The organism is Streptomyces puniciscabiei, assembly GCF_006715785.1.
GTDB lineage: Bacteria > Actinomycetota > Actinomycetes > Streptomycetales > Streptomycetaceae > Streptomyces > Streptomyces puniciscabiei.
The window spans coordinates 596698-622473 of record NZ_VFNX01000001.1; the positions used below are offsets into that span (position 1 = coordinate 596698).

Genomic DNA, 25776 nt, shown 5'->3' on the forward strand with positions numbered 1-25776 from the left:
CGGACGCCACCTGGTCCTCCGCGGTGTCCGCTCGGCCGGTCTCCGCCCGCTCGAACCCGGTACGCCCTGCTTCCACGGGTTCGGAGCCGGCCGGTGCGGTCTCCGCCCGCCGTCGTGCCTCCCGCAGGGCCCGGCGGGCGGCGTCGCCGGGGCGCTGTTCGCCGCCCGTCACGACGGCCTCCGCAGCGAGACGAGGTCGGACAGCTCACGGTCGGTCAGCTCGGTGAGGGCCGCCTCGCCGGAGCCCAGGATGGCGTCGGCCAGGGCACGCTTGGCGGTGAGCATCTCGGCGATGCGGTCCTCGACCGTGCCCTCGGTGACCAGGCGGTGGACCTGGACCGGCTGGGTCTGGCCAATGCGGTAGGCGCGGTCGGTGGCCTGTTCCTCGACCGCCGGGTTCCACCAGCGGTCGAAGTGGACGACATGGCCCGCGCGGGTGAGGTTCAGGCCGGTGCCCGCCGCCTTGAGGGAGAGGACCAGGACCGGGGTCTCGCCGTTCTGGAAGCGGTCCACCATGCGCTCGCGCTCCGGGACCGGCGTGCCGCCGTGCAGCAGGTCCACGGGGATCGCGCGGGCGGACAGGTGCGCGGTGAGGAGGCGGGCCATGCCGACGTACTGGGTGAAGACGAGCGCCGAGCCGTCCTCGGCGAGGACGGTGTCCAACAGCTCGTCCAGCAGGGCGAGTTTGCCGGAGCGGGCCGCAAGCCGGTCGGCGCGCGCCTCCTCCTTCAGATACAGCGCCGGGTGGTCGCAGATCTGCTTCAGGGCGCCCAGGAGTTTCAGTACCAGGCCCCGGCGGGCGATGCCCTCGGCGGTCTCGATGGCCAGCATCGACTCGCGCACCACCGCCTCGTACAGCGCGGCCTGCTCGCGGGTGAGCGGCACCGGGTGGTCCGTCTCGGTCTTGGGGGGCAGTTCGGGGACGATGCCGGGGTCGGACTTCTTGCGGCGGAGGAGGAAGGGACGGACCAGGCGGGCGAGGCGCTCGACGGCCTCCTGGTCCTCGCCGTTCTCCACCGCGCGGGCGTGCCGCGCGCGGAAGGACTTCAGGGGGCCGAGGAGTCCGGGCGTGGTCCAGTCGAGCAGGGCCCACAGTTCGGAGAGGTTGTTCTCCACGGGGGTGCCGGTCAGCGCCACCCGTGCGGGGGCCGGGATGCTGCGCAGCGCCCTGGCGGTGGCCGAGTAGGGGTTCTTCACATGCTGGGCCTCGTCGGCGACGACCATGCCCCAGGGGTGGTCGGCGAGATGGGCGGCCGCCGACCTCATCGTGCCGTACGTGGTGAGGACGAAGCCGCCCTCCAGGCCCTCCAGGGTGCGGCCCAGGCCGTGGAAGCGGCGGACGGGGACGCCGGGCGCGAACCGGGTGATCTCCCGCTGCCAGTTCCCGAGCAGGGAGGCCGGGCAGACCACGAGGGTCGGTTCGCTGCGGGCGCGCTTCAGGTGCAGGGCGATGAGGGTGACGGTCTTGCCGAGGCCCATGTCGTCGGCGAGGCAGCCGCCGAGGCCGAGGGAGGTCATGAGGTCCAGCCAGGCCAGGCCCCGGAGTTGGTAGTCGCGCAGGGTGGCGGCCAGCCCGGCGGGCGGGTCGGCGGGGCGCAGGCCCGCCGTGAGGCGGTCGCGGAGGGTGGCCAGCGCGCCGACCGGTACGGCCTCGACGGTCTCGCCGTCCACGTCGGCGGTGCCGGTGAGCGCGACGGACAGCGCGTCGACCGGGTCGAGCAGACCCAGTTCGCGCTTGCGGGCCTTGCGGACGAGGGCCGGGTCGACCAGCACCCAGCGGTCCCGCAGCCGTACGACCGGGCGATGGGCCTCGGCGAGGGAGTCCATCTCGGCCTCGCTGAGCGGATCCCCGCCGAGCGCCAACTGCCAGCGGAACCGGAGCAGTTCGTCGCTCTCGAAGAAGCCGGTGCCGTCGGTCGCCGAGCCGGGCGCCGGGCGGACCACCGCGGTGGCCGTGAGGTCGCGGGCGAGGTCCCGGGGCCAGTGCACGGCGACCCCGGCGGCGGCCAGCCGTGTGGCGGCGACGCCGAGGAGCTCGCCCAGCTCCTCCTCGGACAGGGCGAGCACGTCGGGCACGTCCTGTTCGGCGAGCCGGTCCAGGGGCGGCCACACGCGGGCCGCGCGACGCACGGCGAGGGCGGTGTCCACGCGCGAGCGCGGCCCGAACGCCGAGTCGGCCTCCCCCGCCCACAGGGCCGCCGCGTCGGCCACCAGGGTGGGGTCGGCGAGGCTGTGCACCTGGACGACGGCCGCCCCGGCGGCGCGGGCGCCGGCACTCTCGCCGGCGTCGAAGACGTCGTACGCGGACAGGTCCAGGCGGAGCGAGATCCGCACGCCCGCGTCCATGCCGGCGGCGACCTCGGCGGCCCATGCATGGGCCTGTGGCAGCGCCACGGGCTCCCGGGCGGCGAAGGGCCGGCCGGAGGCGTGCGGGGCGGCCGGGGTGCGGGGCAGGGCGTCGGCGACCGCGTCCAGGAAGGAGCGGATCAGGGCCTCCGGCTCGGGCAGGCGCAGCGGACCGGGGTCCGGGAGCGGCACGGCGTGGCCCTCCGGGGGCAGGGCCGCGGCGACCGCGCGCAGGTGGGCGATGTCGGCGGGCTCCAGCGGCCCCGCCCGCCAGGCGTCATGACCGCTCGGGGTCAGGCCCGGCAGCAGGCGGCCGCGGGCGACCAGCCGCAGGGCGTGCAGCGCGGCGGCGCCCCAGCAGGCCGTCGCGGGATGGGCGGCCGGGTCGCGGCGGGCCCGGACCAGCAGCGGCAGGGCCTGGGCGAGCGGCAGGGTGAGCGCGGGCACCTGTCGGCGGCGCACCCCCGCACCATGGCGTCGTACGACCGTGAGCTCGGCGGTGTCGCCCTCGACGGCGCCTCCCTCGGGGTCCCAGAAGGCGATGCGGCCGTCGCGCGGGAGAGGCGCCGGGAGGTACACGGACGCGAGGCGCACCGGGACCCGGTCCCCGGCCCGCCCGGGGCCTTCCTCGCGCTCGGCCACCGCGGCCGTGCCTGCGCTCATACGTCCTGCCACCTCCCCCCTACGTCGGATCAGACGTCTTCGACTCTACGGGCGGGGTCTGACAGTCGGCCCCCGGACCGGCCGGGCCCGCGGTTACGGAACCGTGCGGGAGACGACGTAGACCGTCGGGTTCTTCGGGTCGGACATGTTCACGACCACGTCCTGGGTCGGCGCCGGGTTCTTCTGCTCGTGGGTCAGTCCCCACCAGGGGCCGGTGCCGGTGAAGTGCCAGCCGCTGACCTTCTGGTCGCGGGCGCCGATGGCGATGTCGTCCTTCTTCAGTTCGTCCGGGCGTGTTCCCATGGTCTGCAGGAAGCTGTACAGGCCGGCCTCGTTGGTACGGAACTGCACGTAGAGGCGGCTGGTCTTCCAGTTGTTCGTCTCGTAGGAGGCGACGTAGGCGGCCGGGTACGGGACCGCCACCTGGTAGAGGCGGCGCTGCACCTTCGACGGCCAGCCCGGGGTCAGGCCGGTCGCGGAGTACTTGGCCTCCTTGTCCTTGCCGCTGTCGCGGCTCTGGTTCGCGGAGATCACCAGGTAGCCGGCCGGGACGCCGATCAGCAGCCCGATGATCAGCAGGGTGAGCGCGCGGCGCCTGGCCTTGTGCCGCGGGTCCTCGGCGGGGCGGCGGCGCGGCTCGTCCGGCGGGGCGGCCTGGCGGGGCAGGGAGGCGGTCATGCGGTGTCCCGGTCGCGGCGGGCCTGGGCGTACCGCTCGTAGCGCTCGTACCGCTCCACCCGGCGGCGCTTGGCCCGGCGGAACCGGCGCGCGACCAGCCGGGCGAGGTCGGCGGCGCCCACCATGCCGGCCTCGGGGCCGAGCTGGGCGCGGGTGATGCGGGCCTCGGGGCGGTAGCCGCGGCCGGTGAGGTGGCGCTTGAAGGCGTCCCGGGCCGGGCCGATGAGCAGGTCGTCGGCGGCCGAGACGCCGCCGCCGATGACGAAGCAGGAGGGGTCGAGGGCGGCGGCGAGGTTGGCGATGCCGACGCCGAGCCACTGGCCGATGTCCTGGAGCAGCTCGATGCACATCGCGTCGCCCTCGCGGGCCAGCTCGGTGATCATCGGGCCGGTGATGTCCCCGATCTGGCCCTTGACGTGCTCGATGATGCCGTAGGCCACCGGGGAGTCGGCGGCGGCCAGCTCCTTGGCCTCGCGGACCAGCGCGTTGCCGGAGCTGTACTGCTCCCAGCAGCCGCGGTTGCCGCACGGGCAGCGGTGGCCGCCGGGTACGACCTGCATGTGGCCGAACTCGCCGGCGACGCCGTACTTGCCGCGCTTGACCTGACCGTCCTCCAGGATGGCGCCGCCGATGCCCGTGCCGAGCGTGATCATGACCAGGTGGTCCTCGCCGCGCCCCGCGCCGAAGCGCCACTCCGCCCAGGCGGCGGTGTTGGCGTCGTTGTCCACCAGGACGGGAACCGCGAGGCGACCGGCGATGCGGTCGCGCAGCGGTTCGTTGCGCCAGGACAGGTGGGGGGCGAACAGGACGCGGTTGCGGTCGGCGTCGACCCAGCCGGCCGCGCCGATGCCGACGGCGTGCACGTCGTGCCGGTCGGACAGGTCCAGGACCAGTTCGACGATGGTGTCCTCGACGACCTTGGGACTCTTGGACTTGTCCGGGGTCTCCGTGCGGAGCTTCTCCAGGATGTTGCCGTCGGCGTCCACGACGCCCGCCATGACCTTGGTGCCGCCGATGTCGATCCCCACCGTCGGCACACGGGGTGCGGTCAGGTGGGAGCGGCGTTCCCTGGTGCCGACCGTACGGAGCACGGGGGCCCGGCGGGAGCCGATGGGGGCGGTGAGGTCGCGGTAGGTGCTCATCGGGCTCGATTGTGCCGCACGCTCACGCTGAGTGCTGCGCGGGGCGAGGAGAGGGAATGCGCGGTCGTTGCCGGGTGCGGGCCCGTCGTGGTGGGTCGCGCGGTTCCCCGCGCCCCTCAACCACGCTGCAGTTCATGGCGCAGAGCCTCGAGGTCGCCTCCCCCGGCCATCTGCTGCGTCAGCTCGTCCAGCGTGATCTCGTCCCGTGTGTAATTGCCCACCATCGTGCCCCTGCGCAGCAGCACGAACCTGTCCCCCACCAGGTGGGCGTGATGCGGGTTGTGGGTGATCAAGACAACGCCCAGGCCCTCGTCGCGTGCCGCGGCCACATATTTGAGGACCACACCGGACTGCTTGACCCCCAGTGCCGCGGTGGGCTCGTCCAGGATCAGGGCCTTCGCGCCGAAGTGGACCGCGCGGGCGATCGCCACGCACTGGCGTTCGCCGCCGGAGAGGGTGCCGATGGGCTGGTCGACGTCCCTCAGGTCGATGCCCATGCGCAGCAGTGCCTCGCGGGTGGTGCGGCGCATGAGGCCGGTGTCCAGGCGCTTGAAGGGGCCCCTGCCCCTGCGGGGCTCGGAGCCGAGGAAGAAGTTGCGCCACACCGGCATGAGGGGGACCACCGCCAGGTCCTGGTAGACCGTGGCGATGCCGCGGTCCAGGGCCTCGCGCGGGGAGGAGAGGGTCGTCTCCTCGCCCTCGATGCTCAGGGTGCCGCCGTCGTGCCGGTGCAGTCCCGCGACGATCTTGATCAGGGTGGACTTGCCGGCTCCGTTGTCGCCGAGGACGCAGGTGATCTCGCCGGGGTGGACCTCCAGCGAGACGCCTTCGAGGGCGCGGACGGTGCCGTAGTGCTTGCTGACGTCGGACAGCTCGACCAGAGTCATTCGTTGGCCTCCGCGCGCTTCTTGACCCAGGCGTTGAGCAGGGTCGCGAGGAGCAGCATCGCTCCGAGGAAGAACTTGAACCAGTCGGGGTTCCACTCGGCGAAGACGATGCCCTTGCTGGTCATGCCGAAGAGGAGGGCGCCCACGGCGGAGCCGATCGCGCTGCCGTGGCCGCCGGTGATCAGGCAGCCGCCGATCACGGCCGCGATGATGTAGATCAGCTCGTTGCCGACGCCCTCGCCGGACTGGACGGCGTCGAAGGAGAACAGCAGGTGCTGGCCGCAGATCCAGGCGCCGAAGGCCACGCCCATGTAGAGGCCGATCTTGGTCCTGGCGACCGGTACGCCGACCGCGCGGGCCGCGTCCTGGTTGCCGCCGACGGCGAAGATCCAGTTGCCGGCCCGGGTGCGCAGCAGGATCCAGGAGGCCACGGCCACCAGTACGAACCACCAGAGGATCGTGACCTTGAAGTCGACCCCGCCGATCGTGAGGGTCGAGGCGAAGATCGCGTGGGCGGAGGGGAAGCCCTCCATGTCCCCGATGGTCTTCGTCGACACCGTGCCGTCGATCAGCTTGGTGAAGCCGAGGTTCATGCCGGTCAGCATCAGGAAGGTGCCCAGCGTGACGATGAAGCTGGGCAGTTTCGTGCGGGTGAGCACGAAGCCGTTGAAGGCGCCGATGGCGAGGGTGGCCAGGAGCGAGACGCCGACGCCGACCCAGGTGTTCGCCGTCATCTGGTAGCTGAACATCGAGGAGATCAGCGCCGAGGACGTCACCAGGACACCGGCCGACAGGTCGAACTCGCCGCCGATCATCAGCAGCGCCACGGGTACGGCCATGATGCCGATGGTCGAGGAGGCGTACAGGACCGTGCTGAGGCTGGTGGGGCGCAGGAAACCGTCGGCGGCGCAGGCGAAGAAGACGAAGACGGCAAGCGCGCCGACGACCGAGCCCAGCTCGGGCCGGGAGAGCAGCTTCCGCAGCGGGGAGCTCTGCAGAATCCTTTCGTCAGCGGTTTCGCCCGCCGCGTTCTCCATGGTCGCGCTCATCGGGTGCCCCGCTCGGTGTACGCGGCCAGCGCGGAGGCCTGGTCCTTGGTGATGATCTGCGGGCCGGTCAGCACGGGCTTGCCGCCGCCGAGGACGTCGGCGTTGTACTTGTAGGCCCACAGCAGGTCGACCGCCTCGTACCCCTGGAGGTACGGCTGCTGGTCGACGGCGAAGCCGAGGGTGCCGTTCTTCAGCTCGGCAGCGACCTGGGCGTTGAGGTCGAAGGTGTCGATCTCGGCCTTGCTGCCCGCGTCACCCCTGGCCTTCACGGCGGTGTCGGCGTACGGGGCGCCGAGCGTGACGACGGAGTCGATGGACCTGTCGGCCTGGAGCTTGGCCTCGATCGCGGACTGGACGTCGGGCATGTCGGTGCCGTTGACGTACAGCTTCTGCAGCGTGCCGTGGAAGGTCCTGGCGACGCCGTCGCAGCGCTGCTCGTGGCCGACGTTGCCCTGCTCGTGCAGCACGCACAGGGCCTTCTTCTTCCCGCGCTTGTTCAGCTCGTCGCCGACGGCCTCGCCGGCGACGGTCTCGTCCTGGCCGATGTGGGTGAGGGCGCCGAAGGCCTTGGACTCCTCGGAGCCGGAGTTCACCGTGATGACCGGGATGCCGGCCTTCTCGGCGCGGGTCACGGCGGCCTTCATGGCGTCGGGCTTGGCGAGGGTGACGATGATGCCGTCGACCTTCTTGTCGACCGCCGCGTCCACCAGCTGCGCCTGCTGCTGGGCCTGGTCGTCGTGCGAGTACAGGAAGTTGATGTTGTCCTTGACGGCGGCCTGCCTGGCACCGCTCTGCACGATGTCCCAGAAGGTGTCGCCGTCTCCCGAGTGGGTGATCATCGCGAAGGTCCAGCGCGGGGTGTTCACCGCCGCCCTCCCCTGGGCGGCGGCGGCCTTGCGGGCGTCCTCCGCCCGCTTGCCCCCGGTGCTGCTGCACGCTCCCAGGGACAGCGAAAGTGCCCCTGTCAACGCTATGACCGCCCAGGTCCGAAACCGTGCCACGAGGCCGTGCCCTTCTTGCCGTGTTCGTACGTGCGCAAGGGGCCGGTGATCAGCTCAGCGGCCCCAAACACTCCAGTATCGAACACCATGAACACTCGTGACAGGACAGGGGGTGCCCCAGCGGTCTTATTGTCCGGACATTGTGACCGGTCCGGAGTCCGACGTCATGACCGGACGAGCAGCTGGAACTCGAAGGAGTAGCGGCTCGGACGGTAGGTGTGGTCGCCGAACTCGACCGCACGGCCGGTGTCGTCGAAGGTGGTGCGCTGCATGGTGAGCAGCGGCGCGCCCTCGGCCTCGGAGAGGCGTTCGGCCTCGGCCGCCGTGGCACCGCGAGCGCCGATGGACTGGCGGGCGCTGTGCAGGGTGATCCCGGCCGAGCGCATCAGCCGGTACAGACCCGTGGCCTCCAGCTGTCCGGTGTCCAGGTCGAGCAGGCCGGGCGGGAGGTGGTTGGTCAGGTACGCCATCGGTTCGCCGTGCGCGAGGCGCAGCCGCTCGATGCGGTGCACGTCGCTGCCCTCGGGCACGCCGAGCGCTGCGGCGACCTCGGCGGAGGCCGGTACGACGGTGTTGACCAGCACCCTGGTCGCGGGGCGCTGGCCGGCCGCCTCCAGGTCGTCGTACAGGCTGCTCAGCTCCAGCGGGCGCTTGACCTGGCTGTGCACCACCTGCGTGCCGACGCCGCGACGGCGCACGAGGAGCCCCTTGTCGACGAGGGACTGAATGGCCTGGCGGACCGTCGGCCGGGACAGGCCGAGCCGCGCGGCCAGCTCGATCTCGTTGCCCAGGAGGCTGCCCGGGGTGAGGCTGCCGTGCTCGATGGCGGCCTCCAGCTGCTGCGAGAGCTGGAAGTACAGCGGTACCGGGGAGCTCCGGTCCACATGGAGGTCGAGCGACACGGTCGGGTCCACATCTGGTTTCGGCACGGGGCCGAGCGTAGCCCCGTGGCCGGTTGACGGGAAGTTGTGTAGTCCGATTGTCCGGACATACACATTGACAGCGTACGGGCTCCGCCCTCACTTTGTTTCCATGCGCATCGGGGTCATCGGTACGGGCCGCATCGGCACCCTTCACGCGAGAACACTCAGCCGCCACCGCGATGTCGGATCGCTGATCCTGACGGACGCGGATCCGGCACGGGCACAGGGACTGGCACACCGGCTGGGCGAGACGGTGGCGCCCAGTGTGGACGAGATCTTCAAGTGGGGCGTGGACGCCGTGGTGATCACCACGGCGACGTCGGCCCACGCCGAACTGATCGGTCGGGCAGCCCGCTCGGGCCTGCCGGTCTTCTGCGAGAAGCCGATCGCGCTCGACCTGCCGGGCACGCTCCAGGCGCTCACCGAGGTGGCGGCGGCCGGCACGATCCTGCAGATGGGCTTCCAGCGGCGCTTCGACGCGGGCTATGCCGGCGCCCGCGAGGCCGTGCGCTCCGGGCGCCTCGGCCGGCTGCACACCGTGCGCGCGATGACCTGCGACCAGTCCCCTCCCCCGGCCGACTGGCTGCCGCTGTCCGGCGGGCTGTTCCGGGACACGCTGATCCACGACTTCGACGTGCTGCGGTGGGTGACGGGCCGCGAGGTGGCCGACGTCTACGCCACCGGGTCCGACGCCGGGCCCGCGATGTTCCGCGAGGCGGGTGATGTCGGCACGGGCGCGGCGCTGCTCACGCTGGACGACGGCACCCTCGCCACGGCCACGGCGACCCGGCTGAACGGCGCGGGCTACGACGTGCGCATGGAGCTGGCCGGGGAGGCGGACACGGTCGTGGTCGGTCTGGACGACCGTACGCCGCTCGCTTCCACCGAGCCGACCGGGCCGCCGCCCGCGGCCAAGCCGTGGCCCGGCTTCCTGGAGCGGTTCGGGCCCGCCTACGAGGCCGAGCTGAACGCCTTCGTGGAGGTGGTGCGCGGCGAGCGCGCCAACCCGTGCGACGGCCACGAGGCCCTGCAGGCCCTACGCGTGGCCGAGGCCTGCGAGGTCTCCCGACGGGAGCGGCGCCCGGTGCGGCTGGTGGAGATCCCGGACGGGGTACGGGCGTCGTAGGGCGGGTGCCGGGGCCGCGTGCACGCGATGCCGAGGGCCACGTACGACCGGTGCCGCGGGCGCCGCGCATCACCGGTGCCACAGGCACCGCGGGTCACCGTTGCCACAGGCACCGCGCATCATCGTTGCCACAGACGCCGCGGTCACCGTTGCCACAGACGCCACATGCCACCCTTGCCACAGACGCCACATGTCACCGTTGCCACAGACGCCGCGCGTCACCATTGCGACAGGTGCCTCGCGTTGCCCCGGGCGCCGCGTACGGCCGTGCCGCGCGTGCGCCGTACGACCGTGCCGCGAGTGCCACGCACGACCGGAGCCGCGCGCCACGCACCACCCCGCCCAAGGCGGTTGCCGCGGCGCCGCGCACCAGCGCAGACGCCGGTCTCGACCGACGACCGTGCCACGGGCACCCCGCGGCCGTGCCGCCGGCGCCGCCTGCGACCGTGGCCGCGGGCCCGCACACGGCTGGGGTCAGCCGCCGTTCACCAGCGGACCGGAAGGCTGCGCATCCCCCTCATCAGCAGGCCGGGCAGCCACTCGCCGGGCGTGCCGTCGAGCGCGAGGCCGGGGGCGCGGCGCAGCAGTGTGCCGATGGCCGTGCGGCCCTCCAGGCGGGCCAGGGGTGCGCCGAGGCAGTAGTGGATGCCGTGGCCGAAGGCGAGGTGGCCGCGGGTGTCGCGGCGGATGTCGAACCGGTGCGGATCGTCATGGCGCCCGCCGTCGCGCTGGGCGGCGGTGAGGCTGATCACCACATGGGCGCCCTGCTCGATGGCCGACCCGGCGATCTCCACGGGCTCGGCGGCGAACCGGTAGGTGGCGCTCTGCACCGGGCCCTCGTAGCGCAGCATCTCCTCGACGGCGCCGTCCAGGAGGGTCATGTCGGCGCACAGGGCGGCGAGTTGAGCCGGGTGGGTCAGGAGGGCGTGGACGCCGTTGCCGATGAGGTTGACGGTGGTCTCGTGGCCGGCGATCAGCAGCAGGAAGGCCATGCCACGCAGTTCCTGCGCGGAGAGGCGGTCGCCGTCCTCGGCGGTGGTGCGGATCAGATCGCTGAGCAGGTCGTCCGTGGGGCCGGAGCAGCGCTTGTCCTCGATCAGCTCGGTGAGGTACTCGCCGAGGCGGACGACCGCCTCGTAGCCCGTCTGGTCGTTGGTGGGCGCGACCACCTCCGTGGACGTCTTGCGGAACTCCTCGCGGTCCATGTCGGGGACCCCGAGGAGTTCGCAGATGACGGTGATGGGCAGCGGGTAGGCGAGGGAGGCGATGAGGTCGGCGCGGCCTGCCGGGAGCATCTCGTCCAGCAGTTCGTCGGTGATCTGCTGGATCCGCGGGCGCAGCTGCTCCACCCGGCGCATCGTGAACGCGCGCGTGACGAGGGCGCGCAGTCGGGTGTGCTGGGGCGGATCGGTGGCCAGCAGATGCTTGCCGACCATCTCCTGGTCCACGACGGTCACGCCGATCTTGCTGGTGTCCTTCGCCAGCCGGCTGTCCGCGAGGGCCGCCCGCGCCTCCTCGTACCCGACGACCAACCAGGCATCGTCCTGCCAGCCCGGCAGCCGGACGCGGTGCACGGGGCCCTGTTCGCGCAGCCGGGCGTACACCGGGTGAGGATCCGTGCGCAGCGCGTCCCCGAACTCCCCCAGATCGACCACGTGTTGCCTGACCATCGTTCCCCCTCCGGACTCCCCCGAGGCACGCCGGGCTCCTCCCGGTACTGCGACAACGCGCGGCGCGCGGGCTTAGTGCCCGTCCCCGTCGACGAGTCCCGCGTCGTAGGCGAGCAGGGCGATCTGGACGCGGTTGGCGAGGCCGAGTTTGGCGAGGATGCGGGAGACGTGGGTCTTGACGGTGGCCACGCTCATGAACAGCTCGGTGGCGATCGCCGCGTTGGCCAGGCCCCGGCCGACGGCGACGGCGACCTCGCGTTCGCGGTCGTTGAGCACGTCGAGCCGTTCACGCGCGCGTGCCCGGCGCGCGTCGGCGGCGCCACCGGCCGCGTGGCGCATCAACTGCCGGGTGACGGCGGGCGACAGGACGGGGTCGCCGGCCGCGACCCGGCGCACGGCGTCGACGATCTCGGCGGGCGGGGTGTCCTTCAGCACGAACCCGGCGGCGCCCGCGCGCAGGGCGTGCAGCACCTGTTCGTCGGCGTGGAAGGTGGTGAGCACCACGACCTGCGGAGCGTCGGCCCGCGCGCGCAGCCGCTCGGTCGCGGTGAGCCCGTCCACCGACGGCATCCGGATGTCCATGAGGACGACGTCCGGCCGGGTGCGCGAGACGGCTTCCTCGGCCTGGGCACCGTCCGCGGCCTCTCCGACGATCTCGATGTCCTCGGCCCCACCGATCATCAGGGCCAGTCCGGCCCGTACGAGCGGGTCGTCGTCGACGAGGAGGAGTCTGATCGGCGTCATGGGCTTACGTAATCACGGTTGGCCCCGGCGCCACGACTTCGCACCCGGGACCGAGTTGGGCCGTGCTCGCCCGCTCGGCGTTGTCAGGGTGTCGGTCCGGGCCGCCCCCAGGGCAGCCAGGCTCGCACCTCGAAGCCTCCGTCGGCCGTGGTGCCGTGGTCCAGGCGGCCGCCGGTGAGGTTCGCGCGTTCGGTGAGGCCGATCAGGCCCTGGCCGGAGCCGGGGACGGGTGTGGGCTCGGTGGTGGGCGCGGGGTTGGTCACCGTGACGGTGAGGCCCTCGCCCGGGGCGCCGGCGAGGATCAGGGTGACCTCGGCGCCGGGGGCGTGTTTGCGGGCGTTGGTCAGGGCCTCCTGGGCGATGCGGTAGGCGGTGCGGCCGACGGAGGCGGGGACGGCGGCCGGGTCGGCGACCCGGTGGTCCAGGGTCACCTTCATGCCCGCCTCGCGGCACTCGGCGACCAGGGCGTCCAGCGCGGCCAGCGTCGGTTGGCGCCGCTCGCCGACCGCGTCCTCGGCCTCGCCGGTCCGCAGCACGCCGATGATCTCCCGCAGGTCCTGGAGCGCCTCGTGCGCGCTCTCCCGGATCACTCCGGCGGCCCGGGCGATCTCCTCGCGCGGCGCGTCCGGCCGGAACTCCAGCGCGCCCGCGTGCACGCTGAGCAGGGTGAGCCGATGGGCGAGCACGTCGTGCATCTCGCGGGCGATGGCCTCACGGGCGAGCCGCTGCGCCTGCTCGGCGCGCAGCCGCGCCTCGGTCTCCGCCCGGTGGGCCCGCTCGCGCAGGCTGAGCAGCAGCAGGCGCTTGGAGCGCACGAACATGCCCCAGCCGATGACGGAGACGACGAGCAGCACGACGAAGACGACGGCGGCGGCGAAGGGCAGGTCGGGGTCGGGGCGCAGCCAGTAGTAGACGGGTACGAGGGCGAGGTCGACGCCGCCGACCCAGGCGACGTAGCGGAAGGGCCGGTGCACGGCGAGGGTGAACAGGGCGACCGCGCCCGCGCCGCCCGCCGTGGCGGACACCATGCCGACGGCGACCATCGCGACGGCGAGGCCCACCGGCCAGCGGCGGCGCAGCCAGACGGCGCAGCAGGACAGGGCGCCCAGCACGACGTCGGCGACGGCGAGACCCGCGGGCACGTGCGGTTGCTGCCGCAGACCGACGGCGGTCGCCAGGAACAGGAGCACGGCCAGCAGGAAGCAGCAGCTGTCGACGATCCAGTCCCGTGCGGTGCGCCGGGGCCGCCGGCCGTCGGGCCCCGAGTCCGGCTCCAGCCCGTGCAGCAGGGCGGAGGGCAGCATCCACGGGCGGGGCCCTGCCCCGCGCGCCATGGTGGGGCCAAGCCCGTTCTCCGTCACGGTCGACCAATCTACGCAGCCCGCGGGCCGTCGGCCGCGGCCTGCGCCTGATCGGCGACCAAAGTCGCGGACTCTTGGACTTTCGGCGGCTGCTGTCCGTCCCTTCAGCGGCCGCCGGACGACAGCGGGCCGCCGGGACGGTTCCCGGCGGCCCGCTGGTGGTGCCGTGCCGCTGCGCTGCGCGCGGCCCTGGGTGGGGGGACAGCCGCGGGCGAGCGTGCGGGCACGTGTGTCGCGCCGTTGCCTGGAGGCCTGTCGGCCGGCTCAGCAGCCGAAGTCGATCAGGTCGAACGTGGCGTAGTGGTCGGAGGTGTAGTAGTCCTCCTGGGACTGCTCACCGGTGACGATGCGCCGGGCGCCCCGCGTGGGGGAGCCGGGGGTGATCACCGTGTACTCGTGGTAGTAGCCGTAGGACTCGCTGGGCAGGACGCCTTCCTTGTTGGAGAAGACGGTGCCGTCCTGCGAGTACGGGTACGGGCCGCCCTGGGCGATCAGGCCCAGGGTGTCGTGGGCCTGTGACGGCAGGTTTCCGTAGCAGATGCTGCCGGCCGACGAGGCTGCGGCGTCCGCCGTGGTGGCGGAGACGGTGCCGCCCACGAGGAGGGCGGACAGGAGCGCGGCTGCGGCGCCGATGCGAGTAGCGCGTGGGGGGAATCTCATGCCCTCATGATGACGCGCGTAGACGTTGGCATGTCAACGACAAGATTGAAGATTTTCCCTTCAAGTCCGTTGAGTTTTCGTGAAGTTAACCTGCCGCCCCGCGCCCCCACGCCGTCCCCGCAAGCACCAGCGCACCGCCCGCGAGAGCGAGCGGGCCGAGCCGTTCCCCGCCCAGCGCGATTCCCGCCGCGGCGGCCCACAGCGGCTCGGTGCCGAGCAGCAGCCCGACCCGGGACGGGGACGTACGGCGGACCGCCCACATCTGCACGAAGAAGGCGAACACCGTGCAGAGCGCGGACAGGAACAGCAGCCCCGCCCAGTCCCGGGCGCCGAACCCGGCCGCGACCGCCCAGGGCGCCGGACCGCCCGAGACCGGGGACAGCGCGGCGAAGACGGCGACGGACGCGCCGAGTTGGACGGTGGTCAGCGGCAGCGCGTCGGCGCCCCGTACGGCCCGGAGCCGGGACATGGCGAGGACGTGCAGGGTGCGGGCGAGCGCGGCGAGCAGCATCAGCAGGTCGCCGGTGCCCGGCCGGGTGAAGCCGCCGCCCTGGGTGAGCAGGACGACGCCGAGCACCGACAGCAGGGCCGCGCCGAGGAAGGCCGGGGTGGGCCGGGTGCGGCTGACGGCGGCCTCGGCGAGCGGGGTGAAGACCATGGTGAGGCTGATGATCAGACCGGCGTTGGTCGCGGAGGTGTGCACCACCCCGTACGTCTCCAGCAGGAAGATCCCGCTCAGGATCACTCCCAGCAGGGCGGCGCCGCGCCACTGGGCGGCGGTCAGGGCGCGCAGGGCCCGCCGCCCGGCGACGGCCAGGACGGGCACGGCGAGCGCGAACCGCAGCACCAGCACGGCGAGGACCGTACGGGCTGTGGTGATGTCCTTGGCGGCGAGGTAGCTGGCACCCCAGCACACGGCGACGAGCAGCACGGGCAGGTCGGTGTACCAGGCGCGCCGGGGCAGGGCGGTGGGCCCCGGTACGGCGATCGACGACATGGGGCGGCTCTCCCGGTCTCCGAAGGGGTGCGGAGACGTCGGCGGCTCGCACGGGCGTGATCACCGTACCGGCGGGGCCGGTCTTCGGCCAGGGATTTGCGGTGCGCCTCAGGCGTCTTCGGGGAGTTCGTACGAGCCGTACTCGGGGTCGCCCGCCAGGTCGTACGACTGGATGGAGACGCCCGCGCCCGTGACGCGGCCGGCGGTGTGGCGGAAGGCGGTGGGGGCCGTGCCCTCGGGAAACAGGCGGCGGCCGGTGCCGAGGAGGACCGGGAAGGTCACCAGGTGCAGGGTGTCGAGGAGCCGGAGGTCGATGAGGGAGCGGACCAGGGCGCCGCTGCCGTGGACCTGGAGTTCACCGTCCGTGCGCTCCTTCAGGGCCTGGACCTCCTTGGTGAGGTCGCCGCCGAGCACGGTGGTGCCGGACCAGGCCGGGTCGGTGAGGGTCGCGGAGGGGACGTACTTCGGCAGGGCGTTGAGCTTGGCGGCGATGAGGTTGGCCGGGTCGGTCACCTTGGGCCAGTACGCGGCGAAGATGTCGTACGTACGGCGGCCGAGCAGGAAGGCGCCGGCCCGGTCGAAGACCTCGGTGACGAACCTGCCGAAGTCGTCGTCGCCGTACACGAAGCTCCAGCCGCCGTGGGTGAAGCCGCCGCTGGTGTCCTCCTGGGGGCCGCCCGGGGCCTGGTGGACGCCGTCGAGGGTGACGAAGACGGTGGAGACGAGCTTGCCCATGAGGGGTGCCTTCTTCCGGGTGCGGGGTCTGCTGCCATCACCTCAGACCCCGCCGCCGCCCGGAACTCATCGGCTCAGCCGGCGTGGGTGGAGAACAGTCCGCCGGTCGGGCCCTGCTTGTCGCCGCCCTGGGCTTTCTTCAGGGCGTTGGCGAGGCTCTCGATGGTGAGGGACTGCAGGATCACCCGGCCGTTGCCCTCCAGGGTGGCCAGGGACAGGCCCTCGCCGCCGAACACGGCGTTCATGATCCCCTGGCGGTTGAGGCCGCCGACGCGCTGGACGCCGTACTGGATGCCCTCCTCGAAGGCGACCACGCAGCCGGTGTCCACCTCGATGCGGCCGCCGAAGTCCGCCGGGTTGAGGTCGATGAAGTTGCCCGCGCCGGCGATGATCACCGTGCCGTACCCGGTGAACTTCTCCAGGATGAAGCCCTCGCCGCCGCTCATGCCGGTGCGGCCGCCGGCGAAGGCGATGCCGAAGTCGACGGTGGACTCGGCGGCCACGAAGGCGTCCTTCTCGGCGAACCACGCGCGCCTGCCGTCGAGTTCCAGGGCCCGCATCTCACCCGGGAGCACACCGGCGAAGCCGACCGTGCCCTCGCCGCCCTGGGAGGTGAAGTACTGGAACGCCAGCGACTCGCCCGCGAGCATGCGCTGGCCCACCTGCATGGCGGTGCCCATGGCCTGGCGCAGCAGGCCGCCCATGCCGCCGCCGGAGCCGCCCTGCTGCTGTCCTCCGTTGTTCGACGGGCCGGACAGCCGCGTCTCCATGGTCACGTTCGTCGTCTTGAACAGGAACTTTCCGGCCTCGCAGTACACGGTCTGGCCGGGCTGCAGGTTGACGACCGCCATCTGCATGGCGTTGCCGACGATCTCTTGCTGAAGGGTCACGCGGGGAGAACGCGGGAGCCGGACCCGTAAGTTCCGGCCACCCGGAAACGGGTCCTTGTGGGTGACACGCGGGGCGCCCGGTGCTGTCCAGGCCGGGGCGCCCCGCGCGGGTCAGGGGTGGGTCGGGGAGTGGGTCAGCCGCCCAGTTCCTGGTGCCGGGCGGCGAGACCGGCCGCGCCCTGCTCGGTCAGGGAGCCGAACAGACGCAGGCGGGAGATGCCGCCGTCGGGGAAGATGTCGATCCGCGCGTGCGTGCCGACCACGGGCTCGGGGAGCACGAACCGGTGGTTGGTGTCGGCCTGGAGGCGGGTGCGCGGGACGATCTCCGTCCAGTCGCCGTTCTCGCCGTCCTTCACCGACACCGACGCCCAGCCGGCGCTGTTGCCCTTCAGGTAGGCGGTGTCGATCTCGATCGCGCGGATCTGGGACTGGGCGACCAGCTGGTAGCGGATCCAGTCGTTGCCCTGGTCGCGGCGGCGGCGGGTCTCCCAGCCGTCGTCCATCTTGCGCGAGCGGCCCGGCTGGATGGTGTTGGTGGCCGGGGAGTAGAAGAGGTTCGAGGCGTCCTCGACCCGGCCGCCGTTCTCCAGGGCGACCACGTCGAAGGTGCCCAGAACGGACAGCCACTGCGGATCGGGCACCACCTCGCCGTATACGCGCAGGCGCGCGATGCCGCCGTCGGGGTGCTGGTTGACCCGCAGGTGGGTGAAGCGCTGCTCGACGGTGACCTCGAAGCCGTTGGCCGCGTGGCCGCCGACGGCGGTGCGCGGGACGATCGTCGTCCACTTCACGTCGTCGCCCAGCAGCTCCTCAGGGGACGGCGAGCCGGGTACGGACGTGCCCTCGATGGAGACCGCCTGCGGGTAGTTGCCCCGGAAGTGGGCGGTGTCGACGACGATCCCGCGGATCACCCCGGGCGCGCCGAGCCGGACCAGCGCCCAGTCGTGGTCCTCGGCGGTCGGCCACGGGTGCTCGGCGCAGGCGCCGCGCCGGCGGCGGGTCTCCCAGCCGTCCATGACCTTGCCCTTGTGCCCGAAGTGCTCGGGGTCGAACTCGGCCCGCTCGGGCACCAGCAGGTTCTCCCGCTGGGCGAAGAACTCGTCGTTGGCGGCGATGACACCGGCGCCGAGCTGCCGGTCGGCGAGGTTGGCGTACTGGGTGAAGGGGAAGTCGGCGGTGCGGTAGTCCGCGTACGGGTCGCCGCCTCCGTAGGGGTTCGCGTCGCCGGTGAAACTCGCCAAACTCGATTGATGCAGCGCCGTCACGGTGATCAGGGGGTCCTTTCTGGAGTCGGCCCGTCGCGGGTGCGGGGCCGGCTTACTGGGGGCGGGCGAGCAGGGCGCCCTTGGGGTCGGTGAACTCGCCGTCGGCGACGATGCGTTCGCCGCGCAGCCAGGTGGACTTCACGACGCCGTACAGGGTCTTGCCGGCGTACGCGGTGACCCGGTTGCGGTGCTGGAGGCCGGCCGGGTCGACGGTGAAGGTCTCGTCGGGGGCGAGGACCGCGAAGTCGGCGTCGCGGCCGGGTGCGATCGCGCCCTTGGAAGAGTCCAGACCGGCGAGGGCTGCCGTCCGCGTGGACATCCAGCGCACGACGTCCTCCAGACCGTGACCGCGCTTGCGGGCCTCGGTCCACACGGCGGACAGGCTGAGCTGGAGGCCGGAGATGCCGCCCCAGGCGGTGGCGAAGTCCTCGGTCTTCAGGTCGGCGGTGGAGGGCGAGTGGTCGGTGACGACGCAGTCGATGGTGCCGTCGGCCAGCGCCTCCCAGAGCAGGTCCTGGTTGGCGGCCTCGCGGATGGGCGGGCAGCACTTGAACTCGCTGGCGCCGTCCGGCACTTCCTCGGCGGTCAGGGTGAGGTAGTGCGGGCAGGTCTCCACGGTGATCCGCACGCCCTCGGCGCGGGCGGCGCGGATCAGCGGCAGCGCGTCGCTGGAGGACAGGTGCAGCACGTGCACGCGCGCGTGGAGGCGGCGGGCCTGCGCGATGAGGTTCGCGATGGCCGTGTCCTCGGCGTCGCGCGGGCGGGAGGCGAGGAAGTCGGCGTACCTGGGGCCGCCGTGCTGGGGAGCGGCGGCGAGGTGGTGCGGGTCCTCGGCGTGCACGATCAGCAGGCCGTCGAAGCCGGCGATCTCCGCCATGGACCGGGCGAGCCGGTCCTGGTCCAGGTGCGGGAACTCGTCCACGCCGGACGGGGACAGGAAGGCCTTGAAGCCGAAGACTCCGGCCTCGTGCAGCGGGCGCAGGTCCTTGACGTTGTCCGGCAGCGCGCCGCCCCAGAATCCGACGTCGATGTGCGCCTTGTCGGCGGCGACCTCCCGCTTCACCCGCAGGTTCTCGACGGTCGTGGTCGGCGGCAGGGAGTTGAGCGGCATGTCGATCAGCGTGGTGATGCCGCCCGCCGCCGCCGCGCGGGTGGCGGTCCAGAAGCCCTCCCACTCGGTGCGGCCCGGGTCGTTGACGTGCACGTGGGTGTCGACCAGGCCGGGCAGCAGGACGTGGTCGCCGAGGTCCTCCAGCCGCGCGCCGGCCGGGGCCTCGGTGTCGTACGGCAGGACTGCCGTGATCCTTCCGGCGGACACGGTGACCGTGGCGGCCCGCGTCCCCTCCGGAGTGATGACGCGCGTCGAGCGCAGGACCAGTTCAGCGTCGGACACCCGAACCCCTCTCTGTACCGCCGTTTTACGCCCAGGAAACGGGATTTACACCCACGTAACGGATTTCAACGTTCTGTTGAAGGAGTCTTCACTCCCACTCCCCCGCCGTCAAGGGGCACACTTCTGGACAGCACGCGACGCGCACCCACTCTGGACGTTTCCACAAAGCGGAATTAGAATTCCAGCAAGCAGAACGTAGCTATGTACAAGCAGGGAGTCAACCGGCCGCCGGGTAGGCTTCTCCCCTCTCGCCAGTCCCGAAAGGAACGCGCCGTGCCGACGTCCAGCGCCAGCACCACCGACTCCGCCAAATCCTCCGCCGGTGGCGGGGTCCAGTCCCTGGAGCGCGCCTTCGATCTGCTCGAGCGGATGGCGGACGCGGGCGGCGAGGTCGGTCTGAGCGAGCTGTCCGCGACCAGTGGGCTGCCGCTGCCGACCATCCACCGGCTGATGCGCACCCTGGTCGCCTGCGGGTACGTCCGCCAGCAGCCGAACCGGCGCTATGCGCTCGGCCCCCGGCTCATCCGGCTCGGCGAGTCGGCGTCCCGGCTGCTCGGCACCTGGGCGCGGCCGTATCTCGCGCGGCTGGTCGAGGAGACCGGCGAGACGGCGAACATGGCGCTGCTGGACGGCGACGAGATCGTGTACGTGGCGCAGGTGCCGTCGAAGCATTCGATGCGGATGTTCACGGAAGTGGGGCGACGGGTGCTGCCGCACTCGACCGGCGTGGGCAAGGCACTGCTGGCCGGGGTGCCGGACGAAGAGGTACGGGCGCTGCTGTCCCGTACGGGGATGCCCGCCGCGACGGAGAAGACGATCACCACGCCCGAGGGATTCCTGGCGGCGCTGGAGGACGTGCGGCAGCTGGGGTACGCCGTGGACGACAACGAGCAGGAGATAGGGGTCCGGTGCCTCGCGGTGTCCGTGCCGGAGTCTCCGACGGCTGCGGCGATCTCCATCTCCGGGCCGGCCGGGCGGGTCACGGAAGCGGCTACCGAGAAGATCGTGCCGGTGCTGCAGCAGATCGCCCTTGAGCTGTCCCAGGCTTTGGCGAGTTCGGGCGCCTGAGAGCGCATTCAGGATCGCGGCGACTCACCGAAGAGATCCACCGCCTCCCGGACGCCGCTCAACCCCCTGGCCAGGGCACTCACCGAGCCGATCGCACCCGCGATCAGTAACAGGGAGCTGCGCAGGCGCGGGATCTCGGGCGAACCGCCGGACGCCATCGCAGCCAGCGCGGCCAGCTCGTCCTCGGCTATGGCGCGGTCGGGGAACTCGGAGGGCAGCGCCGCGAGTTCGCGGCGCAGCCGGGACACCGCGGTCCGCAGTTCCGCCACTCGCGGGTCCTCGTCGCTGCCGGTCACTGGCCTCTGCCCCAAGCTCCGCAACACAGCCCTCCCCCTCACACGCCGTCGTGCGCGGGCCAGTAAACGCCACCGCGTCCGGGAGCGCCACCGCGCGGACCGAAATTCAGCCCAAGGAAACCCGCCGCCACACCCCCCGTCAGGTATGCAGGACGCATGACGGACAGGCATCACGCGGAGGTCGCCGGGCTGCTGCTCGCCGCCGGCGGGGGCAGACGGCTCGGCGGCCGGCCCAAGGCGCTGCTGGAGCACCGGGGGCGCCTCCTGGTCGAGCACGCGGTCCAGGTGCTGCGCGCGGCCGGGTGCGGCCGGATCCACGTCGTGCTGGGAGCGCGGGCGGACGACGTCCGCCGGCGCGCCGAGCTCAGCGGATGCGTGCTCGTGGACAACCCCGACTGGACCGAGGGCATGGGCTCCTCGCTGCGCGCCGGACTGGCCTCGCTGGCCGGTACGGGGGTCCGCGCGGCCCTGGTGAGCCTCGTCGACCAGCCCGGCATCGGGCCGGCGGCCGTGGCCCGGGTGCTCGGCGCCTACGAGGACGACACATCGCTGGTCTCGGCCGCCTACGACGGCACGCGCGGGCATCCGGTGCTCTTCGGCGCGGCCCACTGGCCGGGCATCGTGGCGACCGCCACCGGGGATCGCGGCGCCCGTGCGTATCTGCAGGAGCAGGCCGCCCACATCCGGCTCGTGGAGTGCGCGGACGTGGCCGAGCCGTACGACATCGACACCGAGGCCGACCTGCGCCACCTTGAGTGAGGGGGGTGGCACTGGGCGCCACCTTGCCTCGACTCAGAGAATCTCGACATCAACAAACCATTGAAGTTCCACAATGAGGAAACTACTATCCACTGTTCAGAAGCGCCTGCCCGCACAGTCGGCGCTGTTTGCCCTGTACGTGCCACTTGGCACCCGGTGCCACCGCTGAAGGAAGTGACAGCTCATGTCCGCACCAGCGCCGTCCCCGCTGGCCATCGTCGACGCCGAGCCCCTGCCCAGGCAGGAAGAGGTCCTCACGGACGCGGCGCTCGCCTTCGTGGCGGAGCTGCACCGGCGGTTCACCCCGCGCCGTGACGAACTCCTCGCCCGCCGGGCCGAGCGCCGCGCCGAGATCGCCCGCACCTCCACGCTCGACTTCCTCCCCGAGACCGCCGCGATCCGCGCGGACGACTCCTGGAAGGTCGCCCCGGCCCCGGCCGCGCTGAACGACCGGCGCGTCGAGATCACCGGCCCCACCGACCGCAAGATGACCATCAACGCGCTCAACTCGGGCGCGCGGGTCTGGCTCGCCGACTTCGAGGACGCCTCGGCGCCCACCTGGGAGAACGTGATCCTCGGCCAGGTCAACCTGATCGACGCCTATACCAGGAACATCGACTTCACCGACCCGAGGTCCGGCAAGACGTACGCCCTCCGGCCGAACGAGGAACTCGCCACCGTCGTCATGCGCCCGCGCGGCTGGCACCTGGACGAGCGGCACCTGGTCGACGCCGACGGCCGCGCCGTCCCGGGCGCCTTCGTCGACTTCGGCCTGTACTTCTTCCACAACGCCCAGCGGCTGCTGGACCTCGGCAAGGGCCCCTACTTCTACCTGCCGAAGACCGAGTCGCACCTCGAGGCGCGGCTGTGGAACGACGTGTTCGTGTTCGCGCAGGACTACGTCGGCATCCCGCAGGGCACCGTCCGCGCCACCGTTCTGATCGAGACGATCACGGCCGCGTACGAGATGGAGGAGATCCTCTACGAACTGCGCGACCATGCCTCGGGGTTGAACGCCGGCCGCTGGGACTACCTGTTCTCCATCGTGAAGAACTTCCGTGACGGCGGGCCGAAGTTCGTCCTCCCGGACCGCAACGCGGTCACGATGACGGCCCCGTTCATGCGGGCGTACACCGAACTCCTCGTCCGCACCTGCCACAAGCGCGGCGCGCACGCGATCGGCGGCATGGCCGCGTTCATCCCGTCCCGCCGGGACGCCGAGGTCAACAAGGTGGCCTTCGAGAAGGTCCGCGCCGACAAGGACCGTGAGGCGAACGACGGGTTCGACGGCTCCTGGGTCGCCCACCCCGACCTCGTTCCGATCGCCATGGAGTCCTTCGACAGGGTCCTCGGCGACAAGCCGAACCAGAAGGACCGGCTGCGCGAGGACGTCCACGTGGACGCGGCCGACCTGATCGCGATCGACTCGCTGGACGCGAAGCCGACGTACACGGGCCTGGTCAACGCCGTCCAGGTCGGCATCCGGTACATCGAGGCCTGGCTGCGCGGGCTCGGCGCGGTCGCCATCTTCAACCTGATGGAGGACGCGGCCACCGCCGAGATCTCCCGCTCCCAGATCTGGCAGTGGATCAACGCGGGCGTCGAGTTCGAGAACGGCGACAAGGCCACGCCCGAGCTGGCCCGCAAGGTCGCCGCCGAGGAACTCTCCGCGATCCGCCAGGAGATCGGCGAGCAGGCCTTCGCCGCCGGCCACTGGCAGGAGGCCCACGACCTGCTGCTGAGGGTCTCCCTGGACGAGGACTACGCCGACTTCCTCACCCTGCCGGCGTACGAGCAGCTCAAGGGCTGACGCCTACGCGGTCCTGTCCGAGTGGCCCAGGGACTTCCCCGGGGCCACTCGGTCGCGCACGAGCCGCTTGACCGCGGTGGGCTCCGGGAAGCCCTGCGCCGTGCGGTCCCACACCACCTCGCCGTCGACGCGGACCACGAAGACGCCCCCGGTGCCGGGCTTGAGCGCCAGCTCGGTCAGCTCCGCCTCGAAGGTGGTGAGCAGCTCCTGTGCCAGCCAGGCGGCGCGGGGCAGCCAGCGGCACTGTGTGCAGTACTCGATCTGTACGCGATGGTTCATCCGATGTGCCTCATCCCAGGTGGACCGTCCAGTCCTGTTCCGCCGCCGGCTTGCCGTGCAGGTCGGGGACGCGCTTGAGCCAGTCCGGGCGGCCCGCTTGTGTCCTCGCCGCGCGGGCGGCCTCCTCGGCCGCGAGCTGCTCGCGGCTCGGGAAGTCGGTGGGCAGCCACTCGGGCGACAGGCGCACGCGGGCCAGGAGGTAGTCGACGTAGGCGGCGCGGACGTCGTCCGGGCTCGCGAAGCCGGCGTCCTCGGCGAGCCAGGCGTCCGGCACCTCGGCGACGATCCCGCGCAGCAGGTCCCCGGTCACCTTCGGGGCGAGTTCGGCGTCGGCGGCCCGGACGTCGGGGGCGTAGTGGCCCAGGGCGTGATGGCGGAAGTCGTACCTCTTGCCCGGGGTCGTGGTGTCCCAGCGGTGGTGGAAGACCAGGGCGGCGCCGTGGTCGATGAGCCACAGGCGGGGCGGCGCGGTGCCGAGTGTGGGCCAGACCATGAGGTTGGAGCTGTGGACCGTACGGTCCACGTTGGCGGTCAGCGCGTCCAGCCACACGATCCGGCCCGCCTCCAGCGGGTCCACGGGGAAGCTCTTCGCGATCTCCGGGGTGAAGTCCCGGGCGCCGGGCAGGTAGTCCATGCCGAGGTTCACGCCCGCGCTCGCGCCGTGCAGCTCCCGCACCTCCTGGTGGGGCTCGGCGGCGGCGATCGCGGGGTCGAAGTGGACGAGGACCAGTTCGGGGAAGCGCAGCCCGAGCGCGCGGGCGAGCTCTCCGACGATCACCTCGGCGACCAGCGCCTTGTGCCCCTGCGCGGAACCGGTGAACTTGACGACGTATGTGCCGAGGTCGTCGGCCTCGACGACACCGGGCACGGAGCCGCCGGACCGCAGAGGGGTCACGTATCGGGTGGCAGTCACGTCGCGCAGCACATCGATCAGCCTAAGGCAGGTCGGTGGCGTGACATCCCTCACAGCGTTTCCGGCGACTAAGGGCCCCGGGTAGTAGACGTGGCTCCGATGACATATGGGATTTGTCCGGCTTGCCGCAGAGGGGAACCGCTCATCGGCCCACGACACGACGCCCGCCCGGCACCTTCCCGCATTCGCCGCTGCCGCCGCGCTCCTGACAGGGCGCCAGGCAGTTGCAAACATCGCGGAAGCGAACACGGCATCTCTTCGCCCGGCTGACAAGAGCCCCGAAGCTCTACTAGGCGCAGTAGTGGAAGCCGCCTTTGCGCCGCTTGTGAAGCCCTCCCGAAAATGAGCGCCCGGCGATCATCGAGCGAGGTTGACGAATGGCCAAGCACCGCAAGACGCAGCAGTACCGGCGCATAGTCGTCGCGGCCGTCGCCATCGGAGCCGTGGGCGTGCCGTCCGTCGCCCTGGCGTGCTCCGACTGGCCGTACGGCGGCAAGGACCAGGCCGCCGACGTCGCCGCCACGAGCACGCCCCGGGCGTCGGAGCACCACGGCCACCGGCATCACCGCCATCACCACCGCAACGGCCACCACACCACGGGCACGCCGAGCGCCACCGCGTCGCCCACGCAGCGGGCCACGACGCCCAAGCCCAGGAGCACGACCGCTCCCCGTACTCCCCGCCCCACCGCCACCGCCACCGCATCCAGCGCTCCGAAGCCCACGCCCACGCCCACCGCGTCCGGGGCCGTCGCGCGCGTCGTGCAGCTCGTCAACGCCGAGCGCGCCAAGGTCGGTTGCCACCCGCTGACCGTGAACCCGGCGCTGACCAAGGCGGCGCAGGCCCACAGCGCGGACATGGCGGCCCACCAGAACATGTCGCACACCGGATCCGACGGGTCCTCCCCGGGCGACCGCATCACGCGGGCCGGCTACAGCTGGAGCGCCTACGGCGAGAACGTCGCCTACGGCTACGCCACCCCGGAGCAGGTCATGAACGGCTGGATGAACAGCCCCGGGCACCGGGCCAACATCCTCAACTGCTCGTACAAGGAGATCGGCGTCGGTCTCGCCCAGCCGGGCAGCTACTGGACCCAGGACTTCGGCACCGCCCGCTGAGCC

At 72.1% G+C, this 25776-nt stretch carries 24 protein-coding genes; 5 read left to right on the top strand and 19 right to left on the bottom strand.

The window, feature by feature from the left end:
- Window positions 1-168: 168 nt before the first annotated feature.
- The 7 genes from FB563_RS02750 to FB563_RS02780 form a co-directional block, all read right to left on the bottom strand.
- Window positions 169-3009, bottom strand: a complete 2841-nt coding sequence (locus tag FB563_RS02750; RefSeq protein WP_055708280.1) for a DEAD/DEAH box helicase — start codon at window positions 3007-3009, stop codon at window positions 169-171.
- Between the two features lie 93 nt (window positions 3010-3102).
- Window positions 3103-3687 (bottom strand): hypothetical protein, encoded by a 585-nt coding sequence (locus tag FB563_RS02755; protein ID WP_055708279.1) that lies wholly within the window; start codon window positions 3685-3687, stop codon window positions 3103-3105.
- Window positions 3684-4829 (bottom strand): ROK family glucokinase, encoded by a 1146-nt coding sequence (locus tag FB563_RS02760; protein WP_055708278.1) that lies wholly within the window; start codon window positions 4827-4829, stop codon window positions 3684-3686. The genes FB563_RS02755 and FB563_RS02760 overlap by 4 nt, the downstream gene beginning before the upstream one ends.
- 116 nt (window positions 4830-4945) lie before the next feature.
- Window positions 4946-5716, bottom strand: a complete 771-nt coding sequence (locus FB563_RS02765; protein ID WP_055708277.1) for an ATP-binding cassette domain-containing protein — start codon at window positions 5714-5716, stop codon at window positions 4946-4948.
- The gene (locus tag FB563_RS02770; RefSeq protein WP_055708276.1) at window positions 5713-6765 is read right to left on the bottom strand and encodes an ABC transporter permease; all 1053 of its coding nucleotides are present in this window, start codon (window positions 6763-6765) and stop codon (window positions 5713-5715) included. Before FB563_RS02770 ends, FB563_RS02765 begins: the two co-directional genes overlap by 4 nt.
- Window positions 6762-7766, bottom strand: a complete 1005-nt coding sequence (locus FB563_RS02775; protein WP_055708275.1) for a sugar ABC transporter substrate-binding protein — start codon at window positions 7764-7766, stop codon at window positions 6762-6764. The genes FB563_RS02770 and FB563_RS02775 overlap by 4 nt, the downstream gene beginning before the upstream one ends.
- A gap of 164 nt (window positions 7767-7930) precedes the next feature.
- Window positions 7931-8668 (bottom strand): GntR family transcriptional regulator, encoded by a 738-nt coding sequence (locus FB563_RS02780; RefSeq protein WP_107100722.1) that lies wholly within the window; start codon window positions 8666-8668, stop codon window positions 7931-7933.
- Window positions 8669-8798: 130 nt separating this feature from the next.
- On the opposite strand from FB563_RS02780, the gene FB563_RS02785 reads away from it, so the two are divergent.
- The gene (locus tag FB563_RS02785; protein ID WP_055708273.1) at window positions 8799-9815 is read left to right on the top strand and encodes a Gfo/Idh/MocA family protein; all 1017 of its coding nucleotides are present in this window, start codon (window positions 8799-8801) and stop codon (window positions 9813-9815) included.
- A gap of 485 nt (window positions 9816-10300) precedes the next feature.
- On the opposite strand, the gene FB563_RS02790 is transcribed toward FB563_RS02785, so the two are convergent.
- The 9 genes from FB563_RS02790 to allB form a co-directional block, all read right to left on the bottom strand.
- Window positions 10301-11485 (bottom strand): cytochrome P450 family protein, encoded by a 1185-nt coding sequence (locus FB563_RS02790; protein WP_199832919.1) that lies wholly within the window; start codon window positions 11483-11485, stop codon window positions 10301-10303.
- Between the two features lie 72 nt (window positions 11486-11557).
- Window positions 11558-12229 (bottom strand): response regulator, encoded by a 672-nt coding sequence (locus FB563_RS02795; protein WP_055708272.1) that lies wholly within the window; start codon window positions 12227-12229, stop codon window positions 11558-11560.
- Between the two features lie 83 nt (window positions 12230-12312).
- Window positions 12313-13563: a sensor histidine kinase gene (locus tag FB563_RS02800; protein ID WP_055708271.1), complete on the bottom strand. Its 1251-nt coding sequence runs from the start codon at window positions 13561-13563 to the stop codon at window positions 12313-12315.
- A 291-nt stretch (window positions 13564-13854) separates the two neighbouring features.
- Window positions 13855-14250 carry a ribonuclease domain-containing protein gene (locus FB563_RS02805; protein WP_055708270.1) on the bottom strand — a complete coding sequence of 132 codons (396 nt, stop codon included), beginning with the start codon at window positions 14248-14250 and terminating at the stop codon, window positions 13855-13857.
- 85 nt (window positions 14251-14335) lie between these two features.
- Window positions 14336-15247: a DMT family transporter gene (locus FB563_RS02810; RefSeq protein WP_055708269.1), complete on the bottom strand. Its 912-nt coding sequence runs from the start codon at window positions 15245-15247 to the stop codon at window positions 14336-14338.
- 108 nt (window positions 15248-15355) lie between these two features.
- Window positions 15356-15982: a dihydrofolate reductase family protein gene (locus tag FB563_RS02815; RefSeq protein ID WP_055708268.1), complete on the bottom strand. Its 627-nt coding sequence runs from the start codon at window positions 15980-15982 to the stop codon at window positions 15356-15358.
- Window positions 15983-16056: 74 nt separating this feature from the next.
- Window positions 16057-16872: an AIM24 family protein gene (locus FB563_RS02820; RefSeq protein ID WP_079048950.1), complete on the bottom strand. Its 816-nt coding sequence runs from the start codon at window positions 16870-16872 to the stop codon at window positions 16057-16059.
- Between the two features lie 134 nt (window positions 16873-17006).
- Window positions 17007-18113 (bottom strand): allantoicase, encoded by a 1107-nt coding sequence (alc, locus tag FB563_RS02825; RefSeq protein ID WP_411573208.1) that lies wholly within the window; start codon window positions 18111-18113, stop codon window positions 17007-17009.
- Between the two features lie 76 nt (window positions 18114-18189).
- Window positions 18190-19530, bottom strand: a complete 1341-nt coding sequence (gene allB / locus FB563_RS02830; RefSeq protein WP_055708266.1) for an allantoinase AllB — start codon at window positions 19528-19530, stop codon at window positions 18190-18192.
- A 273-nt stretch (window positions 19531-19803) separates the two neighbouring features.
- Here allB and FB563_RS02835 point away from each other — a divergent pair, with 273 nt between their 5' ends.
- Window positions 19804-20598, top strand: a complete 795-nt coding sequence (locus tag FB563_RS02835) for an IclR family transcriptional regulator (protein ID WP_055708265.1) — start codon at window positions 19804-19806, stop codon at window positions 20596-20598.
- Between the two features lie 8 nt (window positions 20599-20606).
- Here FB563_RS02835 and FB563_RS02840 read toward each other — a convergent pair whose 3' ends face one another.
- Window positions 20607-20921 carry a DUF5955 family protein gene (locus tag FB563_RS02840; RefSeq protein ID WP_079048949.1) on the bottom strand — a complete coding sequence of 105 codons (315 nt, stop codon included), beginning with the start codon at window positions 20919-20921 and terminating at the stop codon, window positions 20607-20609.
- 129 nt (window positions 20922-21050) lie between these two features.
- Between FB563_RS02840 and FB563_RS02845 the strand changes: the two genes are divergently transcribed.
- Window positions 21051-21653 carry a nucleotidyltransferase family protein gene (locus FB563_RS02845; protein ID WP_055708263.1) on the top strand — a complete coding sequence of 201 codons (603 nt, stop codon included), beginning with the start codon at window positions 21051-21053 and terminating at the stop codon, window positions 21651-21653.
- A gap of 184 nt (window positions 21654-21837) precedes the next feature.
- Complete coding sequence (gene aceB / locus FB563_RS02850) at window positions 21838-23463, top strand: malate synthase A (protein WP_055708262.1); 1626 nt, start codon at window positions 21838-21840, stop codon at window positions 23461-23463.
- Between the two features lie 3 nt (window positions 23464-23466).
- On the opposite strand, the gene FB563_RS02855 is transcribed toward aceB, so the two are convergent.
- Window positions 23467-23742 carry an Rdx family protein gene (locus FB563_RS02855; RefSeq protein WP_055708261.1) on the bottom strand — a complete coding sequence of 92 codons (276 nt, stop codon included), beginning with the start codon at window positions 23740-23742 and terminating at the stop codon, window positions 23467-23469.
- Between the two features lie 10 nt (window positions 23743-23752).
- Window positions 23753-24667 carry a HipA family kinase gene (locus FB563_RS02860; protein WP_055708260.1) on the bottom strand — a complete coding sequence of 305 codons (915 nt, stop codon included), beginning with the start codon at window positions 24665-24667 and terminating at the stop codon, window positions 23753-23755.
- A gap of 365 nt (window positions 24668-25032) precedes the next feature.
- Between FB563_RS02860 and FB563_RS02865 the strand changes: the two genes are divergently transcribed.
- Window positions 25033-25773, top strand: coding sequence for a CAP domain-containing protein (locus FB563_RS02865; protein WP_142218438.1), 741 nt, complete (start codon window positions 25033-25035; stop codon window positions 25771-25773).
- Window positions 25774-25776: the final 3 nt, after the last annotated feature.

Bases quoted from the DNA above. Each gene is read 5' to 3' on its own strand.
- FB563_RS02785 (WP_055708273.1), top strand. From the start codon at position 8,799: ATGCGCATCGGGGTCATCGGTACGGGCCGCATCGGCACCCTTCACGCG.
- FB563_RS02765 (WP_055708277.1), bottom strand. From the start codon at position 5,716: ATGACTCTGGTCGAGCTGTCCGACGTCAGCAAGCACTACGGCACCGTC.
- FB563_RS02800 (WP_055708271.1), bottom strand. From the start codon at position 13,563: ATGGCGCGCGGGGCAGGGCCCCGCCCGTGGATGCTGCCCTCCGCCCTG.
- FB563_RS02815 (WP_055708268.1), bottom strand. From the start codon at position 15,982: ATGGGCAAGCTCGTCTCCACCGTCTTCGTCACCCTCGACGGCGTCCAC.
- FB563_RS02755 (WP_055708279.1), bottom strand. From the start codon at position 3,687: ATGACCGCCTCCCTGCCCCGCCAGGCCGCCCCGCCGGACGAGCCGCGC.
- FB563_RS02750 (WP_055708280.1), bottom strand. From the start codon at position 3,009: ATGAGCGCAGGCACGGCCGCGGTGGCCGAGCGCGAGGAAGGCCCCGGG.
- FB563_RS02845 (WP_055708263.1), top strand. From the start codon at position 21,051: ATGACGGACAGGCATCACGCGGAGGTCGCCGGGCTGCTGCTCGCCGCC.
- FB563_RS02795 (WP_055708272.1), bottom strand. From the start codon at position 12,229: ATGACGCCGATCAGACTCCTCCTCGTCGACGACGACCCGCTCGTACGG.
- FB563_RS02760 (WP_055708278.1), bottom strand. From the start codon at position 4,829: ATGAGCACCTACCGCGACCTCACCGCCCCCATCGGCTCCCGCCGGGCC.
- FB563_RS02865 (WP_142218438.1), top strand. From the start codon at position 25,033: ATGGCCAAGCACCGCAAGACGCAGCAGTACCGGCGCATAGTCGTCGCG.
- FB563_RS02770 (WP_055708276.1), bottom strand. From the start codon at position 6,765: ATGAGCGCGACCATGGAGAACGCGGCGGGCGAAACCGCTGACGAAAGG.
- aceB (WP_055708262.1), top strand. From the start codon at position 21,838: ATGTCCGCACCAGCGCCGTCCCCGCTGGCCATCGTCGACGCCGAGCCC.
- FB563_RS02790 (WP_199832919.1), bottom strand. From the start codon at position 11,485: ATGGTCAGGCAACACGTGGTCGATCTGGGGGAGTTCGGGGACGCGCTG.
- FB563_RS02855 (WP_055708261.1), bottom strand. From the start codon at position 23,742: ATGAACCATCGCGTACAGATCGAGTACTGCACACAGTGCCGCTGGCTG.
- FB563_RS02810 (WP_055708269.1), bottom strand. From the start codon at position 15,247: ATGTCGTCGATCGCCGTACCGGGGCCCACCGCCCTGCCCCGGCGCGCC.
- FB563_RS02805 (WP_055708270.1), bottom strand. From the start codon at position 14,250: ATGAGATTCCCCCCACGCGCTACTCGCATCGGCGCCGCAGCCGCGCTC.